The following is a 14,713-nucleotide window of genomic DNA, read 5'->3' on the forward strand; positions in this document are numbered from 1 at the left end:
TCCGCTCAGACGACAGAAGGACGTGCCGATGGCCGAGAAACGCAAGCTTTTCGAGGAAGTGACCGACGAAACCCGGCCCGAGATCGCCAAGGGCGGGATCGACCGCGCCCGGCGCGGGGCCCGCAAGGGGATACGGCTGTGGCTGATGCTGCTTTTCGCGCTCGTCGTCGTGATGATTGCCGTGGGCGGGCTGACACGTCTGACCGATAGCGGGCTGTCGATCACCGAGTGGCGGCCGCTGACCGGGGCGATGCCCCCGATGAACGAGGCCGATTGGCAATCGGAGTTCGAGAAATACCAACAGATCCCCGAATTCCAGGTCCAGAACGCCTGGATGGAGCTGGACGACTTCAAGACGATCTACTGGTGGGAATGGGGGCACCGTCAGCTGGGCCGCGTGATCGGCCTTGTCTGGGCCATCGGTTTCTTCGGCTTTCTGGCTGCGCGGCGCATACCGCCGGGCTGGACCGGGCGGTTGTTCTTCATCGGTGCGCTTGGCGGTGTGCAGGGTGCAATCGGCTGGTGGATGGTGTCCTCGGGCCTTGAGGGCACGATGCTGGACGTCGCGTCCTACCGACTGGCGACGCATCTTGGGCTGGCCTTCATCATCCTCGGATTCATCGCATGGTACACGATGCTGCTGGGCCGGGAAGAGCGGGACCTGATGCAGGCGCGCCGCTCGAAAGAGGACAAGCTGTTTTCGCTGGCGACGGGTTGGACCCATTTCGCCTTCCTGCAGATCATCATCGGCGCACTGGTCGCCGGCATTGATGCGGGGCGCAGCTATACGGACTGGCCCACCATGGGCGGTGGCTTCCTGCCGCCGGATCCGATGATGCTGGAACCGGCCTGGCGCAACTTCCTGGAAAATCCGGGACTGGTGCAGTTCATCCATCGGATGACGGGCTATGTGCTGTTCGCCTTCTCGATCATGGTTCTGCTGCGGGGGCGCCGGTCTGCGCATGTGGTGACGCGTGGCGCCTTTACCGTCGCCTTCGTGGCGCTGACGGGGCAGGTGCTGCTGGGTATCTACACCGTGATCTCCGGTGCCTACCTTCACGTCGCGATCACCCACCAGCTGCTGGCCGTGGCGACCTTCGTGCTGATCCTGCGCGCACGGTTCCACGCCGCCTATCCCGTTCCCCAATCCGTCAGAGGTAAGTGATGACCGCCACCAACACGCAGACAGCCGCGCTTGAAGACCTGCTGGCCTTCCAGCACGAGACCGAGGCGCTGGCCGGTATCTCTGGCCGCCTGGAATGGGACCAGGAGACCATGATGCCCCGTGGCGCGGCCGAGCAGCGCGGTGAGGAAATGGCGGCCCTGTCCTCGATCCTGCATGCGCGCCGGACCGATCCCCGGATCGGCGAATGGCTGGCGGCCACCGACGGGGCAGAGCTGTCGCAGGTCGACGCGGCCAAGCTGCGCCATATCCGGCGTACCTATGACCGCACCATGAAGGTGCCGGCACGGCTGGCGGCGGAACTGGCGCGGGTCACATCGATCTCGCAGGGGAAATGGGCCGAGGCGCGGGCGAAAGACGACTTCGCCGCCTTCGCCCCCGTCCTGGCCGAGGTTGTGCGCCTGCGGCAGGAGGAGGGCACCGCGCTGGCCGATGGCGGCGACCGCTACGACGCGCTGGTGGACGATTACGAGCCCGACATGACCGCAGCCCAGCTTGAGGCGATGTTCGGCGAGATGCGGCCACGCCTGCGTGCGCTGCGCGAAAAGGTGCTTGAGAAACCCGCGCCCGAAGGCCTGACCGGGGAATTCGACGAAGACAAGCAGATGGCGCTGGCGGTGAAACTGGCCAGGACCTTCGGTTACGACCTGACCCGCGGGCGGCTGGACAAGTCCGTGCATCCGTTCTCCTCCGGCTCCGGGTCGGACGTGCGGATCACCACGCGGACTAGCGCCACCGATCCGTTCAATTGCCTATATTCCACGATCCACGAGGTCGGGCACGCCTGTTACGAACAGGGAATCAACCCCGATTACGCGCTGACCCCGCTGGGCGGCGGTGTGTCCATGGGCGTGCATGAAAGCCAGAGCCGGATCTACGAGAACCAGCTGGGGCGCTCCCGTGCGTTCACTCATTGGCTCTACGGGCAGATGACCGACACCTTCGGCGATCTGGGCCTCGACGGGCCGGATGCCTTCTATGCGGCGGTGAACCGGGTGCGGAAGGATTTCATCCGCACGGAATCGGACGAGCTTCAGTATAACCTGCATATCATGCTGCGCTTCGATCTGGAGCGGGCGCTGATTTCCGGCGACCTGGCCGCAGCCGACCTGGAAAGCGCATGGAACGAGCGGTTCGAGAAGGATTTCGGCTATGCCGTGCCGCGCGCCTCGCTGGGCTGCCTGCAGGACGTGCACTGGTCCGTGGGGCTGTTCGGCTACTTCCCGACCTATTCCCTGGGCAATGTCTATGCCGGTTGCTTGCATGCCACAATGCGGGACGCCTTGCCGTCGCTCGACAGCGACCTGGCGCAGGGCGACACCGCTGCCGCCACCGCCTGGCTACGCGAGAACGTGCAGCAGCATGGCGGGCTTTATCGCCCCGCAGAGGTCATCACGCGCGCCTGTGGTGCTGCGCCGACGGCCGGCCCGCTGCTCGACTATATCGAGGCGAAGTTCTCTGAACTCTACGATCTCTGACGGGTTCTGAAGGGATGGGTATACCCAAAAAAATTGGGTCGGCTGTTCGGGCCGACCCAGTAAAGAGGGTATGACGGGGTAGAAACGTCAAACCATCATCGAAACCGTCACGTCAGCGGAACTTCTGCACATTCCGGGGTCGAACGAACCCTATGACATTACGGGTACCTTCCACCTTGTGGTGGAGCAGGTGTTCACGGACGCGTGGCTAGACAATGTGGACGAGGGTAGATGCCCAGATCGCCATCGCTGAGGCGTATTCGAACCGTGAAACCAAGCAACCTAGTTACAAGCATAGGTATTGCACGTCATGGTTGATCCGACAAGGCCTTTAGTCCAGCAAGTGCGTCTTTGCATGAATGGTGACACTATATGTCGTCAACCTGATGCCAAATAGCATCAGATTTGCGACCTACAACGCGTCGGCGGTATCGAATGCGTCGGTTGCCCAATCAATCACCGCTTGCAACAAGGGATCACGGCGACGCGTCTCGTGATAGCACAGGTACAGCGGTGTCTCGAGGTCGGGGCTGTTCTTGTCGTAAAGCGTGAGGCCGGGTTCCGTCATCGCATCCATGCGCAGGGTCAGGCCGGGCAGGCGGGTCTTGCGGATCGCCTCTGACACGTCGTGCAACGTCTCGACCCGCATCGACGGCGGACGCCCGCCCATCAGCGACATGGCGCGCTGCATCGGCTCGTAGGGGTCGTGATTGCGCAGCAGGCCAATCCAGGCGCCGTCACGGGGCGAGTCCTCGAAACAGTAGATATTGGAATGGACCGTGCCGATAGGACGTACGATCAGGCGGCCCTGCTGCGGCCGCAGCGGAGATATGATCAGGTCGTTTTCGCCCAGCGTATCGCGGTAGGTCTGGGCGTGCAGGCTGATCCGGATACCGGGATGTTCGGTGACCAGCCGTCCCATCTTGGGGTACAGCACGCCAACGGCCAGCGACCCCGGCATGCCAATGGAAATCGCGCCCGACAGTTGACCAGCGGTGGATTCGTTGGCGTTGAGAAAACTCTCGATCTCGCCTTCGAAGCTGGTCACGCTTTCCAGCAGGGGTCCGATCGCCTCGCTGGCGACCCAGCCGTCCGGGGTCTTGTGGAACAGTTCGTAGCCCAAAGCTTCGGAGAGACGCGCAAGGCGGCGCGACACGGTTGCCGGATTGGTGCTGAGCAACCGCGCAGCCGCGCTCATGGAGCCCGTCTTGTGCACCGCCATGAGATACCGCAGATCATCCCAGTTCTCGACCTGCGATTCCGCCCCCTTAAGCATTACGTCTCTTCCGTTCCCTCTGCGTCGTCCTCTTCTCCCTGGTCGGCAATCCGCGCGACCGAGACAACTGTTTCATTCTTACCGGTATTGAACACACGAACGCCACCCGCACTGCGCGACCGGAAGGAAATTCCATCAACCGGAACGCGGATCGACTGACCCTTGGAGGTAGCAAGCATCACCTGGTCGTCCATTTCGACCGGGAAGGCCGCGATGACCTCGCCCGTGCGCATGGATTTCTCCCAGGCGGTGACGCCCATCCCGCCGCGACCGCGCAGCGGATAATCATGCGAGGAGCTGATGTGGCCGGCACCACCCGCGGTGATCGTCAGGATCAGCGTTTCGGCGGCCGACATCTCGGCATAGCGGTCCTGGGGCAGCGGCATGTCCGCGTTGCCCTCTTCCTCGTCGTTGGTCTGTTCGACATCGCCCGCCATGGCGCGGCGCATCTTGAGGTAGGAGGCCCGTTCGTCGGATTCCGCGGCAAAGCTGGGCAGGACGAACATCGAGGCGACCTCGTCATCGTCGTTCAGCTTCACTCCGCGCACCCCGACCGAGTTGCGGGAGTTGAAGACCCGCACGTCGGAGGCACGGAACCGGATGGCCCGGCCCGATTGGGTGAACAGCATCACGTCATCATCGGGGCCGCAGATCCGCGCGTTGATCAGGCGCATGCCTTCGGCGTCGCCTTCGAACTTCATCGCGATCTTGCCGTTGCGCATGACGTTGGTGAAATCCGACAGCGCGTTGCGGCGCACGGTCCCGGCCGAGGTGGCAAAGACGATCTGAAGGTCGCCCCAATCCTCTTCCGGACGGTCCACCGGCATGATCGCTGCAATGGAGACACCGGTCGGGATCGGCAGGATATTCACGATGGCCTTGCCCTTGGAGGTCCGGCCGCCCAGCGGCAGGCGCCAGGTCTTCAGCTTGTAGACCATGCCGTCGGTCGTGAAGAACAGCAGCTGCGTATGGGTGTTTGCCACGAAGAGCGACGTGACCACGTCGTCATCCTTCGTTGCCATCCCCGACAGCCCCTTGCCGCCACGCTTCTGGGCGCGGAAATCTTCAAGCGGGGTCCGCTTGATATAACCGGATTGGGTGATCGTCACGACCATGTCGGCGCGTTCGATCAGGTCCTCGTCCTCCATGTCGCCGGACCAGTCGACGATCTCGGTGCGACGCGGCACGGCGAACAATTCCTTCACCTCGCGCAGCTCGTCCGAGATGATGCCCATGATCCGCTCGCGGGAGGCGAGGATTTCAAGGTATTCCTTGATCTTGCCCGCCAGTTCCTCAAGCTCGTCCGTCACTTCCTTGACGCCAAGCTGGGTCAGGCGCTGCAGGCGCAGTTCCAGGATGGCGCGGGCCTGCGCTTCGGACAGGTTGTAGGTGCCGTCGTCGTTCATCCGATGGGTCGGATCGTCGATCAGCTGGATATAGGGCGCGATTTCCTCGGCCGGCCAGCGGCGGGTCATCAGCTTTTCACGCGCTTCGGCCGCATCGGCAGAGGCACGGATCGTCGCGACGACCTCGTCCACGTTCGACACGGCCACGGCCAGACCACACAGGATGTGGGACCGTTCACGCGCCTTGCGCAGCAGGTAGGCGGTGCGCCGCGCGACGACCTCTTCGCGGAAGGTGATGAAGTTCGACAGGAAGCCGTAGAGGGTCAGAACCTCGGGGCGGCCACCGTTCAGCGCCAGCATGTTGCAGCCGAAATAGGTCTGCATCGGCGTGAAGCGCCACAGCTGGTTCAGCACCACGTCGGGCGTCGCATCGCGTTTCAGTTCGATCACAACGCGGACACCGTGCCGGTCGGATTCGTCCTGAACGTGGGCGATGCCCTCGATCTTCTTCTCGCGGACCTGTTCGGCGATCTTCTCGATCATCGAGGACTTGTTCACCTGGTAGGGGATCTCGTCGATGATGATCGCGTAGCGTTCCTTGCGAAGCTCTTCGACGTGGGTCTTGGCGCGCACGATGCAGCTGCCGCGGCCTTCGGTATAGGCCTTACGCGCACCGGACCGACCCAGCACCACACCCCCGGTCGGAAAGTCGGGGGCGGGAACGTATTCGATCAGGTCCTCGATCGACATGTCGGGCTTTTCGATCAGCGCCAGCGTCGCATCCACCACTTCGCCCAGGTTGTGGGGCGGAATGTTCGTTGCCATGCCGACAGCGATACCACCGGCCCCGTTGACCAGCATGTTCGGGAAGCGGACCGGCAGAACCGAGGGTTCGCGGTCCTTGCCGTCATAGTTGTCCTGGAAATCGACGGTATCGCGGTCGATATCGGCCAGCATGTATTGCGCCGGCTTGTCCATCCGGACCTCGGTGTAACGCATGGCCGCGGGCTTGTCCCCGTCCATCGAACCGAAGTTCCCCTGGCCATCCAGCAAGGGCAGCGACATCGAGAAATCCTGCGCCATCCGGGCCAGCGCGTCATAGATCGCGCTGTCGCCATGCGGGTGGTACTTACCCATGACGTCGCCGACGGGGCGGGCGGACTTGCGATACGCCTTGTCGTGGGTGTTGCCGCTTTCGTGCATGGCAAAGAGGATGCGGCGATGCACAGGTTTTAACCCGTCGCGCAGATCGGGAATCGCACGGGCCACGATGACCGACATCGCGTAATCGAGGTAGGACGTCCGCATCTCGTCGGTGATCGACACCGTCGGACCGTCATAGGACGGGCGCGGGATTTCCTCTTCGTTCTCAGGGGGTTCGGGAGTATCCGTCACTGTCGGAGCCTGTTCTTTGGCAGCTTCTATATCTTGTTGTGCCAGACTATAGCACCCACCCTTTCTGGGGTGCAATGGCCCCCGGACACTGGATTTGGCAGCCATCGAGGGTGGCTGCTAGCATACTGTTTTTGTTGATAATTAATACGTCTCGCGCATCATTTCCTCATAACCAACAAAAAGAGGTATGAGATGACGATGAGCGAAACGGAACTGATGCTCCGCGGATATGGTCTGACGACGGCGGAATTCATCTACCGGATGCCCGATCACCAGAACGTGCTGAACACCTTTGTCTGGCAGGATTACGACCTGGCGCCGGACCATCCCAAGCTCTTCAAATTCATAGAATTCTGGCAGTCAGAGATCGAAGGCCCGCTGCATTCGGTCCGCTTCACGCACCGCAAGGAGATCTCTCCGGGGGAATGGCGCAACTGCGCCGGTGAATTCACCCTGCACTGAAGGCCTTCAGACCTCGATCAGGCGGCGCAGCTGGCGCCGCCCAACACGCAGAATTTCGCACAATGCGGGTGGTTCAGCGCCACGTCTTCGCCGATGCGCGGAACCCCGCTGCCCATGTCGAACTGCCCCTCGTGGGGCAGCAGGGTACAGGCGGCGAAACTGGCCTCCGCCGCGCCGCGCCGATGCACCAGCATCCGCGATGATGCGCACATCACATCCTTCGGGTTCTTGTTGAGAATACCCCAGCAAGCCGTTGTGATTTCGGGCACTTCTGCGTTCATGTCCATTTCCGGGAACAGCACGCAGCGGCTTGGATCGGCGGCGTCGATCGGCAGGTCCTCGGCCTCGAACAGCGCGGCATAGCCTGCGCGCATCTGGGCCTCCGTCTCATCCGTGAAGCCACGTCCGGCCACCGCGAGGCCGACCCCCAGGTCACGCAACCAGCGCATCCCCCGGATCGATTCGTCGAACGCCCCGGCACCGCGTTCGGCGTCATGGGGACCGGCGGCGTAATGGTCCAGCGATACCCGCACCGTGATCTGGCCGGGATGGGCGCGGTGCAGGCGTTCCAACGCTGCCATCGGGCGGGGCCGCATCATCGGCTTCATCGCGTTGCTCAGAATCAGCACCTGCAGACCACGGGCCAGCGCATCTTCGATCATCTGCGGGAATTCGGGGTTCAGGAACGGCTCTCCGCCGGTAAAACCCACTTCCTCGACCGGGTGACCTGCGGCCAGTGTCGCATCCAGGTGGCGGCGGGTTTCCTCGGCCGTGATATAGACCAGCGCGTCGTTCGTCGGAGAGCTTTCGATGTAGCAATGGCTGCAGGCGATGTTGCACAGCGTTCCGGTATTCACCCAGAAGGTCCGGATCCCCTCCATCCTGACGCTGGCGCGGGCCTGACCGTCGGCACATGTAAGCGGGTCGTCGAATTTGCCCGAATTGGGGGCAGGGTGATCTTTCATGTCCGCTCCGCGCGCAAAAATGTCCGTTCCGAACAGGAGTATCGGGTGGACAGGGCCAATGAAAGGGGTGTGAATCCGGCTAGCGGCATTGTGAAATGCCGATCCGGCGCTATGTTAGCGCCCAAACTCGCGCGCGCAGGCAGCAAAGGAAGACCGCATGGTATCCCGCGTCATCCCCGTAGATCCCTTCGACCTCGTCATCTTCGGTGGCACTGGCGACCTGGCCCGGCGCAAGATCCTGCCGGCGCTGTTCCGTCGCTTCTGCTCGGGGCAGATGGAAGACGAATCCCGCATCATCGGGGCCGCGCGGTCGGATCACGACCAGGCGGAATACCGTCAGATGGTGGCCGACGCGATTGCCGAGTTCAACACCTCCACCACCTGCGAGGCCGGCACGATCGAGGCCTTCGTGGAACGCATTGATTATGTCCATGTCGACGCCAAGGGCGAAGAGGGCTGGGACAAGCTGGCCAGCATGATGCATCCCAACCGGGTGCGCGCCTTCTATTTCTCCGTCGCGCCCAGCCTGTTCGGCGACCTGGCTGAACGCCTGCACCGTCACGGCATGGCCGACGGTGAAAGCCGCATCGTGGTCGAGAAACCTTTTGGCCGGGACCTGGACACCGCGCGCGCCCTGAACGACGTGCTGGCCCAGCATTTCGACGAAAGCCAGATCTACCGGATCGACCATTACCTGGGAAAGGAAACGGTCCAGAACCTCATGGCCGTCCGCTTTGGCAACATGCTGTTCGAACCGTTGTGGAACTCCCAATATGTCGATCACATCCAGATCACCGTGGCCGAAACGGTGGGCGTGGGCGGACGCGGCGAATATTACGACCGGTCCGGCGCGATGCGGGACATGGTGCAGAACCACCTGATGCAGCTGCTCTGCCTGATCGCGATGGAACCGCCGGCGCAGTTCGACCCCGATGCCGTCCGCGACGAAAAACTCAAGGTAATCCGCGCCCTCAACGCGGTCGAACCCAAGGACATGGTCCGGGGCCAATATGGCCGGTCCGAGGATGGCAGCGATTACCTGAAGGACGTGGAAAACCCGCGTGCCTCATCTGAAAGCTTTATCGCCATGCGCGTCGGGATTTCCAACTGGAGGTGGGCCGGTACGCCCTTCTACCTGCGCACCGGCAAGAAGCTGCGCGCGCGGGCCTCGGAAATCGCCGTGGTGTTCAAGGAAACCCCGCATTCGATCTTTGGCCCCGAGGCTGGGCGCCACCGCAACATCCTGACCATCCGGTTGCAGCCGAACGAGGGCATGGACCTGGACGTGACGATCAAGGAACCGGGGCCGGGGGGCATGCGCCTGGTCGACGTGCCTCTCGACATGACGTTCGCCGAAGCGCTCGGTCCCGAGGCAGAGGACGTGCCGGACGCCTATGAGCGCTTGATCATGGACGTGATCCGGGGCAACCAGACGCTGTTCATGCGCGGTGACGAAGTCGAGGCCGCCTGGGCCTGGACCGACCCGATCATCGCGGGCTGGGAGGAACGCGGCGACCGCCCGGTGACCTACGAACCCGGGTCGTCCGGCCCGGAGGATTCGCTGGCGCTGATGCATCGCGATGGCCGCCGCTGGAGAGAGATTAAACCATGATCTGGCACGATTACCCCGACCGCGACCTGCTGGCGCTCGACTTGGCAGAGGTTCTGGCCGATCGCCTGATGTCGGGCCTGCACCACCGCGAACGGGTCTGCCTGGCGGTTCCGGGCGGCACCTCTCCGGGGCCGGTCTTCGATGCGCTGTCGCAGGTGCATCTGGATTGGGACCGTGTCGACATCATGCTGACCGATGAACGCTGGGTGCCCGAAGACAGCCCGCGCTCCAACACTGCGCTGGTCCGTCAGCGCCTGCTGACCGGGCCCGCCTCCGGTGCGAGGATGATCCCGCTTTATGCCGATGGCGCCCGGCCCGAGGACCGGCTGGACGACCTGACCCGCGGCATCGTTCCGCACCTGCCCATCGACGTCCTGCTGATCGGCATGGGCGCCGACATGCACACCGCGTCGCTTTTCCCCGGGGCCGACCGGCTGGAAGAAGGTCTGTCGGACAAGGCACCGATCCTGCTGCCGATGCGTGCGCCCGGCGCGCCGGAGCCGCGCGTGACCCTGACCGCGCCGGTGCTGCGCGGGGCGCTCGACACCCACGTGCTGATCATGGGTGAAGACAAGAAAACTGCCATTGAAAAGGCTGCCAAACTGACCCCGAAGGAGGCGCCGGTCGCCTGTCTTCTGGACGGCGCCAATATCCATTACGCCGCATGACAACCCGGCCCATTCTGGCCGGCAAGGAGGTTCATATGTGGAGCGAGATTGAAAAGCGCGGTGCCGCGGCTGCGGATCGCGATATCGCAAAAATGTTCGAAAAGGGAAATCGAGAATCGGATTTCTCTCTTCAGTTTGAGGATTTTTTGTTTGATTACTCCAAGACGCAGATGGACGAGGACGACCGCGCCGCGCTGATCGAACTGGCTGAAGCCTCCGATCTTGCCAGCCGTCGCGACGCCATGTTCAGCGGTGAAGAGATCAATGAAACCGAAGGTCGCGCCGTGTTGCACACGGCCCTGCGCAACCTGTCTGCCGATCCGGTCATGGTCGACGGCGCGGACGTCATGCCCGGTGTTCTCGACACGCTGACACGGATGGAGGATTTCGCCAACGCCGTCCGCTCCGGCACGTTCACCGGGGCAGGCGGCCAGATCACCGACGTGGTGAATATCGGCATCGGCGGGTCCGATCTTGGCCCGGTCATGGCGCATCACGCCCTGTCGCCATGGTGCGACGGGCCGCGGGTGCATTACGTGTCGAATATCGACGGGGCGCATATTCGTGAAACGCTCGACAGGCTGGACCCGGCGACGACTCTGGTCATCGTCGCCTCCAAGACCTTCACCACGATCGAGACGATGACCAATGCCGAAACCGCCAAGCGGTGGATGGCCGAGACGGTCAAAGATCCGGCCGCGCAATTCGTCGCCCTGTCCACCGCTGACGACCTGACCGCGGATTTCGGCATCGCGCCGGATCGGGTCTTTGGCTTCGAGGATTGGGTCGGCGGGCGTTATTCCGTCTGGGGGCCCATCGGGCTATCGCTGATGATTGCTATCGGCCCTGACCATTTCCGCGATTTCCTGTCCGGTGGTCACATGATGGACGCGCATTTCCGCGCCACGCCCTTCGATCAGAACATGCCGGTGATGCTGGCGCTGGTCGGGATCTGGCACAACCAGGGCATGGGACATGCCACCCGCGCCGTGCTGCCCTATGACCAGCGCCTGCTGCGGCTGCCTGCCTACCTCCAGCAGCTGGAGATGGAGAGCAACGGCAAATCCGTCGCCATGGATGGCAGCGAACTGGGCGTCGAAAGCGGCCCCATCGTCTGGGGCGAGCCGGGCACCAACGGCCAGCATGCCTTCTACCAGCTGATCCACCAGGGCACCCGCATCGTGCCCTGCGAATTCCTTGTCGCGGCAGAGGGCCACGAACCTGACCTGGCCCATCATCATGAATTGCTGGTCGCCAATTGCCTGGCCCAGTCCGAGGCGCTGATGCGCGGTCGGTCACTGGAGGAAGCGCGCGAGATCATGGAGGCCAAGGGCCTGACCGGGGATGAGCTGGAACGCCAGGCGCGTCATCGCGTCTTCCCGGGCAACCGCCCCTCGGTGACGATGATCTACCCCAAGCTCACGCCGAACATGCTGGGCCAGATCGTGGCACTTTATGAACACCGGGTCTTTGTCGAGGGCGTGATCCTCGGCATCAACTCCTTCGACCAATGGGGCGTGGAGCTGGGCAAGGAACTGGCGAAGTCGCTGGCCCCGGTTCTGGCGGGTGATGCCGATGGCGCCGACAAGGACCCGTCGACCCGCGCGCTGGTGGCGTACGTGCAGGCGCATCGCGGCAACTGATCCCCACGCAGGACGCACGAAAAAGGGCGGGGCATTGCTGCCCCGCCCGGACAGGCGGGCTCTCTCAAACCGCCTGCACCTGCTGCTCGCAGGATTTGTCCTTATTTCGGCACCAGCACGGTATCGACCACGTGGATCACGCCGTTGGACTGATCGACATCCGAGATCGTCACTTTGCCGGCATTGCCGCTTTCGTCGAAGATATAGAGGCTGCCGTTCTTCACCTGCGCCGACAGGGCATCGCCCGACATTGCGTTGAAGTGGTAGAATCCGTCGGAGGAGTTCTGCGCCATCCGCATGATCTCGGTCCCGGACCAGTCGCCGGCCACGACATGCGCGGTCAGGACCTTCTGCAGCATGCCCTTGTTTTCCGGCTCAAGCAGGGTTTCGACGGTGCCTGCGGGCAGCGCCTCGAAAGCGGCATTGACCGGGGCGAAGACGGTGAACGGGCCGGGGCCCTGCAGCGTCTCGACCAGTTCCGCGGCCTTCACGGCGGCGACCAGCGTGGTGTGATCGGCCGAATTCACGGCGTTCTCGACGATGTTCTTGTCCTCGAACATCGGCGCGCCCCCGACCATGGGGTTGGCGGCCAGGGCGGCGGTGGCGCCCAGAACAGTCGTCAGCAATGCGGCTTTGATGGTGGTTTTCATGTCATAGCTCCCGTTTGTGTTGTGGGGCGGAGCGTTTCGCCCCGTCCGATGCCATGATCCACGGGAGGTCGCGCAGGATGGTTTCACATCCCGCAAAATTAATTTGGGTAAACTTGGGCCACGGGCCGTTATTCGGGGATATCGAAGCCCGGTTTGGCCAACTCGAACCCCTCGAACCGGAAGCCCGGCGACACGGTACAGCCCACCAGCGTCCAGTCTCCGGTGGTCTCTGCCGATTGCCAGTGCATGTAGGGCACGATCCCCTGCGGCGCGGCACCCGATGCCAGGTCAGGGCCCAGCAGATGCGGCACAGCGGTGCCATCTTCCGTCTCGGCAATGCGCAGGATCAGCGGGGCACCGGCGTAGAAATGCCAGATCTCGGTGGCATCGACCCGGTGCCAATGGCTCCGCTCTCCGGCCTTGAGCAGGAAGTAGATGCAGGTGCCCGCCGGGCGCCCCTCCGACGTGTGATCGGCCCATGTCTCGCTGTAGTGGCCACCTTCGGGATGGGGGGCGAGGTTGAGGTGGGCGATGATCTCGTCGGCGGTCATTCCGGTCTGATCGGTCAGGGTCATGAGGCTCTCCAGGGGCGGCGGGACAGGTAGCGGCGGGTGAAGGCGGCGTAACCGGGCGCGGTGACACGCAGGGCATCGCGCATCCGGCGATGCAGCCGGGGCAGGGCGTGGAAGGGCACGTTGGGATAGGCGTGATGTTCGACGTGGTAGGGCATGTTCCACGCGATCAGCCGCACCAGCTGGTTGGTCAGCGTCGTGCGCGTATTGTCGAGGATGCTGGCAACCTGCGGGCAATCGCCGTGTTCCGCCAGCAGGTAGACGCGCAGCGCGGGCTGACCGATCAACGCCGGCAGGATCCAGACCCAGAACAGCACCGGCGACACGAGCAAAGAGGCCAGCGCCACGGCATATAGGCCCAGCAGCACCCGCGCCTCGCGCTCGGCCCGCCGGCGGGCGCGGGAGGGCAGGTAATCCGGCCGTTCCTCTCCGCGTGCCAGCCGGCCCAGCAACCGGATATTGGCCCACCAGAACGGCAGCCCGCTGACATGCCAAGCCCAGCCCAGACGGGTGGCAGGTTTGGGCGCATCCAGCTCCGGGTCCTTGTCGGGAAGGTTGGTGTGCCGGTGATGCGCCAGGTGGAAATAGCGAAACCAGAGGAACGGAACGAGGTTCGCGGCCCCGGCCAGATGCCCGGCCCATTCGTTCAGACGCTGGTTGCGGAAGGGCGTGCCATGGGTCGCCTCGTGTTCGAGCGTGAAGAGAAAGGCGATCAGCACACCCTGCACGACGATCAGCAGCGGCCAGAGTGCGACATCCGCCGCAATCCCCGCGCCACACAGCCCGATCGCGCCAAAATGGAACGCCGCCCGGATCACCCCCGGCGCGTCCCGCCGCGCGGTCAATGCGGCGCGGGTTTCGGCGTCCAGCTCTGGCAGGGTCGTTCCGGTGGCGGGGGACATGTCCATGGCCGCAGGCTAAGCGCTGCGCTGCGGCGCGGCAAGGTCAGAGCGGGCGACCGTAGAACTCCACCAGTCCTTCAAAGGCCGGATCCAGGTCGTAAAAGGGCGCGCAGGGTTCGAAGCCCAGCTTGCGGTATAGCCCGATCGCCTCGGTCAGGCGGATCATCGTATCCAGCTTGATTTCGCGGTAGCCATCCGTCCGGGCGCGCTCCATCACCGCTTCGATGATACCGCGCCCCGCGCCGTGGCCGCGCGCGGCCTCTGTGGCGAAGACCCGTTTGATTTCGCAGGTCTCGGGCCCGATCCGGTGATGCATCCCGCAGGCGACTGGCTGATCGTCCAGGAAGGCCAGGAAAATCGCGCCATCTGGGGCCGTATGCATCTCCGGAAGACGTTGCAGGAGCGCCTCGTAACTCTCTGAATCGTAATAGGTCTTCAGGATATCCGGGCGATCCGCAGTGCGGTCGGCCAGCAGCGCGCGATAGTCGCGGCACAGCGCACGAACATGGCGCATATCCTCCTCGCCAAAAGCCTCTCGGATCAGCAATGTGGGCATGGTTG

Annotated in this window: 13 protein-coding genes; 6 read left to right on the forward strand and 7 right to left on the reverse strand. The window is 63.5% G+C overall.

The window, feature by feature from the left end; translation table 11 throughout:
• Positions 1–28 precede the first annotated feature (28 nt).
• Both ctaA and ATO9_RS18065 read left to right on the forward strand, forming a co-directional pair.
• Positions 29–1,165 carry a heme A synthase gene (gene ctaA, locus ATO9_RS18060; RefSeq protein WP_043752712.1) on the forward strand — a complete coding sequence of 379 codons (1,137 nt, stop codon included), beginning with the start codon at positions 29–31 and terminating at the stop codon, positions 1,163–1,165.
• Positions 1,165–2,661, forward strand: coding sequence for a carboxypeptidase M32 (locus tag ATO9_RS18065; RefSeq protein ID WP_052418451.1), 1,497 nt, complete (start codon positions 1,165–1,167; stop codon positions 2,659–2,661). The genes ctaA and ATO9_RS18065 overlap by 1 nt, the downstream gene beginning before the upstream one ends.
• A gap of 412 nt (positions 2,662–3,073) precedes the next feature.
• Here the strand turns inward: ATO9_RS18065 and ATO9_RS18070 are convergent, their stop codons facing one another.
• Positions 3,074–3,937, reverse strand: a complete 864-nt coding sequence (locus tag ATO9_RS18070; protein WP_043752714.1) for a LysR family transcriptional regulator — start codon at positions 3,935–3,937, stop codon at positions 3,074–3,076.
• Positions 3,937–6,678, reverse strand: coding sequence for a DNA gyrase subunit A (gene gyrA / locus ATO9_RS18075; protein WP_202902161.1), 2,742 nt, complete (start codon positions 6,676–6,678; stop codon positions 3,937–3,939). The genes ATO9_RS18070 and gyrA overlap by 1 nt, the downstream gene beginning before the upstream one ends.
• Positions 6,679–6,870: 192 nt before the next feature.
• Between gyrA and ATO9_RS18080 the strand changes: the two genes are divergently transcribed.
• On the forward strand, positions 6,871–7,140 hold the full coding sequence (locus ATO9_RS18080; protein WP_043752716.1) for an usg protein: 270 nt from the start codon (positions 6,871–6,873) through the stop codon (positions 7,138–7,140).
• Between the two features lie 17 nt (positions 7,141–7,157).
• On the opposite strand, the gene ATO9_RS18085 is transcribed toward ATO9_RS18080, so the two are convergent.
• Positions 7,158–8,105, reverse strand: a complete 948-nt coding sequence (locus ATO9_RS18085) for a radical SAM protein (protein WP_043752719.1) — start codon at positions 8,103–8,105, stop codon at positions 7,158–7,160.
• A gap of 157 nt (positions 8,106–8,262) precedes the next feature.
• On the opposite strand from ATO9_RS18085, the gene zwf reads away from it, so the two are divergent.
• From zwf to pgi, 3 genes are read left to right on the forward strand one after another with little or no spacing between them, the layout of a single operon-like run.
• Positions 8,263–9,717 carry a glucose-6-phosphate dehydrogenase gene (gene zwf / locus ATO9_RS18090; protein ID WP_043752722.1) on the forward strand — a complete coding sequence of 485 codons (1,455 nt, stop codon included), beginning with the start codon at positions 8,263–8,265 and terminating at the stop codon, positions 9,715–9,717.
• Entirely contained in the window at positions 9,714–10,385 is a 672-nt protein-coding gene (pgl, locus tag ATO9_RS18095; protein ID WP_043752725.1) for a 6-phosphogluconolactonase, read from the forward strand. The genes zwf and pgl overlap by 4 nt, the downstream gene beginning before the upstream one ends.
• A 35-nt stretch (positions 10,386–10,420) precedes the next feature.
• Positions 10,421–12,028, forward strand: a complete 1,608-nt coding sequence (gene pgi / locus ATO9_RS18100; protein ID WP_043752728.1) for a glucose-6-phosphate isomerase — start codon at positions 10,421–10,423, stop codon at positions 12,026–12,028.
• A gap of 101 nt (positions 12,029–12,129) precedes the next feature.
• On the opposite strand, the gene ATO9_RS18105 is transcribed toward pgi, so the two are convergent.
• From ATO9_RS18105 to ATO9_RS18120, 4 genes are all read right to left on the reverse strand, one after another.
• Positions 12,130–12,678, reverse strand: a complete 549-nt coding sequence (locus ATO9_RS18105; protein ID WP_043752731.1) for a fasciclin domain-containing protein — start codon at positions 12,676–12,678, stop codon at positions 12,130–12,132.
• 128 nt (positions 12,679–12,806) lie between these two features.
• On the reverse strand, positions 12,807–13,229 hold the full coding sequence (locus ATO9_RS18110) for a cupin domain-containing protein (RefSeq protein ID WP_043752937.1): 423 nt from the start codon (positions 13,227–13,229) through the stop codon (positions 12,807–12,809).
• A 20-nt stretch (positions 13,230–13,249) separates the two neighbouring features.
• Positions 13,250–14,152 (reverse strand): fatty acid desaturase, encoded by a 903-nt coding sequence (locus ATO9_RS18115; protein WP_052418452.1) that lies wholly within the window; start codon positions 14,150–14,152, stop codon positions 13,250–13,252.
• 43 nt (positions 14,153–14,195) lie between these two features.
• Positions 14,196–14,708, reverse strand: coding sequence for a GNAT family N-acetyltransferase (locus ATO9_RS18120; protein ID WP_043752733.1), 513 nt, complete (start codon positions 14,706–14,708; stop codon positions 14,196–14,198).
• Between the last annotated feature and the right edge of the window lie 5 nt (positions 14,709–14,713).

It is taken from the genome of Pseudooceanicola atlanticus, assembly GCF_000768315.1.
Taxonomy (GTDB): Bacteria; Pseudomonadota; Alphaproteobacteria; order Rhodobacterales; family Rhodobacteraceae; genus Pseudooceanicola; species Pseudooceanicola atlanticus.

What these genes read in the sequence shown, in the direction of transcription:
- ATO9_RS18085 (WP_043752719.1), bottom strand. Translation starts at nt 8,105, where the DNA reads ATGAAAGATCACCCTGCCCCCAATTCGGGCAAATTCGACGACCCGCTT.
- ctaA (WP_043752712.1), top strand. Translation starts at nt 29, where the DNA reads ATGGCCGAGAAACGCAAGCTTTTCGAGGAAGTGACCGACGAAACCCGG.
- ATO9_RS18070 (WP_043752714.1), bottom strand. Translation starts at nt 3,937, where the DNA reads ATGCTTAAGGGGGCGGAATCGCAGGTCGAGAACTGGGATGATCTGCGG.
- ATO9_RS18065 (WP_052418451.1), top strand. Translation starts at nt 1,165, where the DNA reads ATGACCGCCACCAACACGCAGACAGCCGCGCTTGAAGACCTGCTGGCC.
- pgi (WP_043752728.1), top strand. Translation starts at nt 10,421, where the DNA reads ATGTGGAGCGAGATTGAAAAGCGCGGTGCCGCGGCTGCGGATCGCGAT.
- zwf (WP_043752722.1), top strand. Translation starts at nt 8,263, where the DNA reads ATGGTATCCCGCGTCATCCCCGTAGATCCCTTCGACCTCGTCATCTTC.
- ATO9_RS18110 (WP_043752937.1), bottom strand. Translation starts at nt 13,229, where the DNA reads ATGACCGCCGACGAGATCATCGCCCACCTCAACCTCGCCCCCCATCCC.
- ATO9_RS18105 (WP_043752731.1), bottom strand. Translation starts at nt 12,678, where the DNA reads ATGAAAACCACCATCAAAGCCGCATTGCTGACGACTGTTCTGGGCGCC.
- pgl (WP_043752725.1), top strand. Translation starts at nt 9,714, where the DNA reads ATGATCTGGCACGATTACCCCGACCGCGACCTGCTGGCGCTCGACTTG.
- ATO9_RS18080 (WP_043752716.1), top strand. Translation starts at nt 6,871, where the DNA reads ATGACGATGAGCGAAACGGAACTGATGCTCCGCGGATATGGTCTGACG.
- ATO9_RS18120 (WP_043752733.1), bottom strand. Translation starts at nt 14,708, where the DNA reads ATGCCCACATTGCTGATCCGAGAGGCTTTTGGCGAGGAGGATATGCGC.
- ATO9_RS18115 (WP_052418452.1), bottom strand. Translation starts at nt 14,152, where the DNA reads ATGTCCCCCGCCACCGGAACGACCCTGCCAGAGCTGGACGCCGAAACC.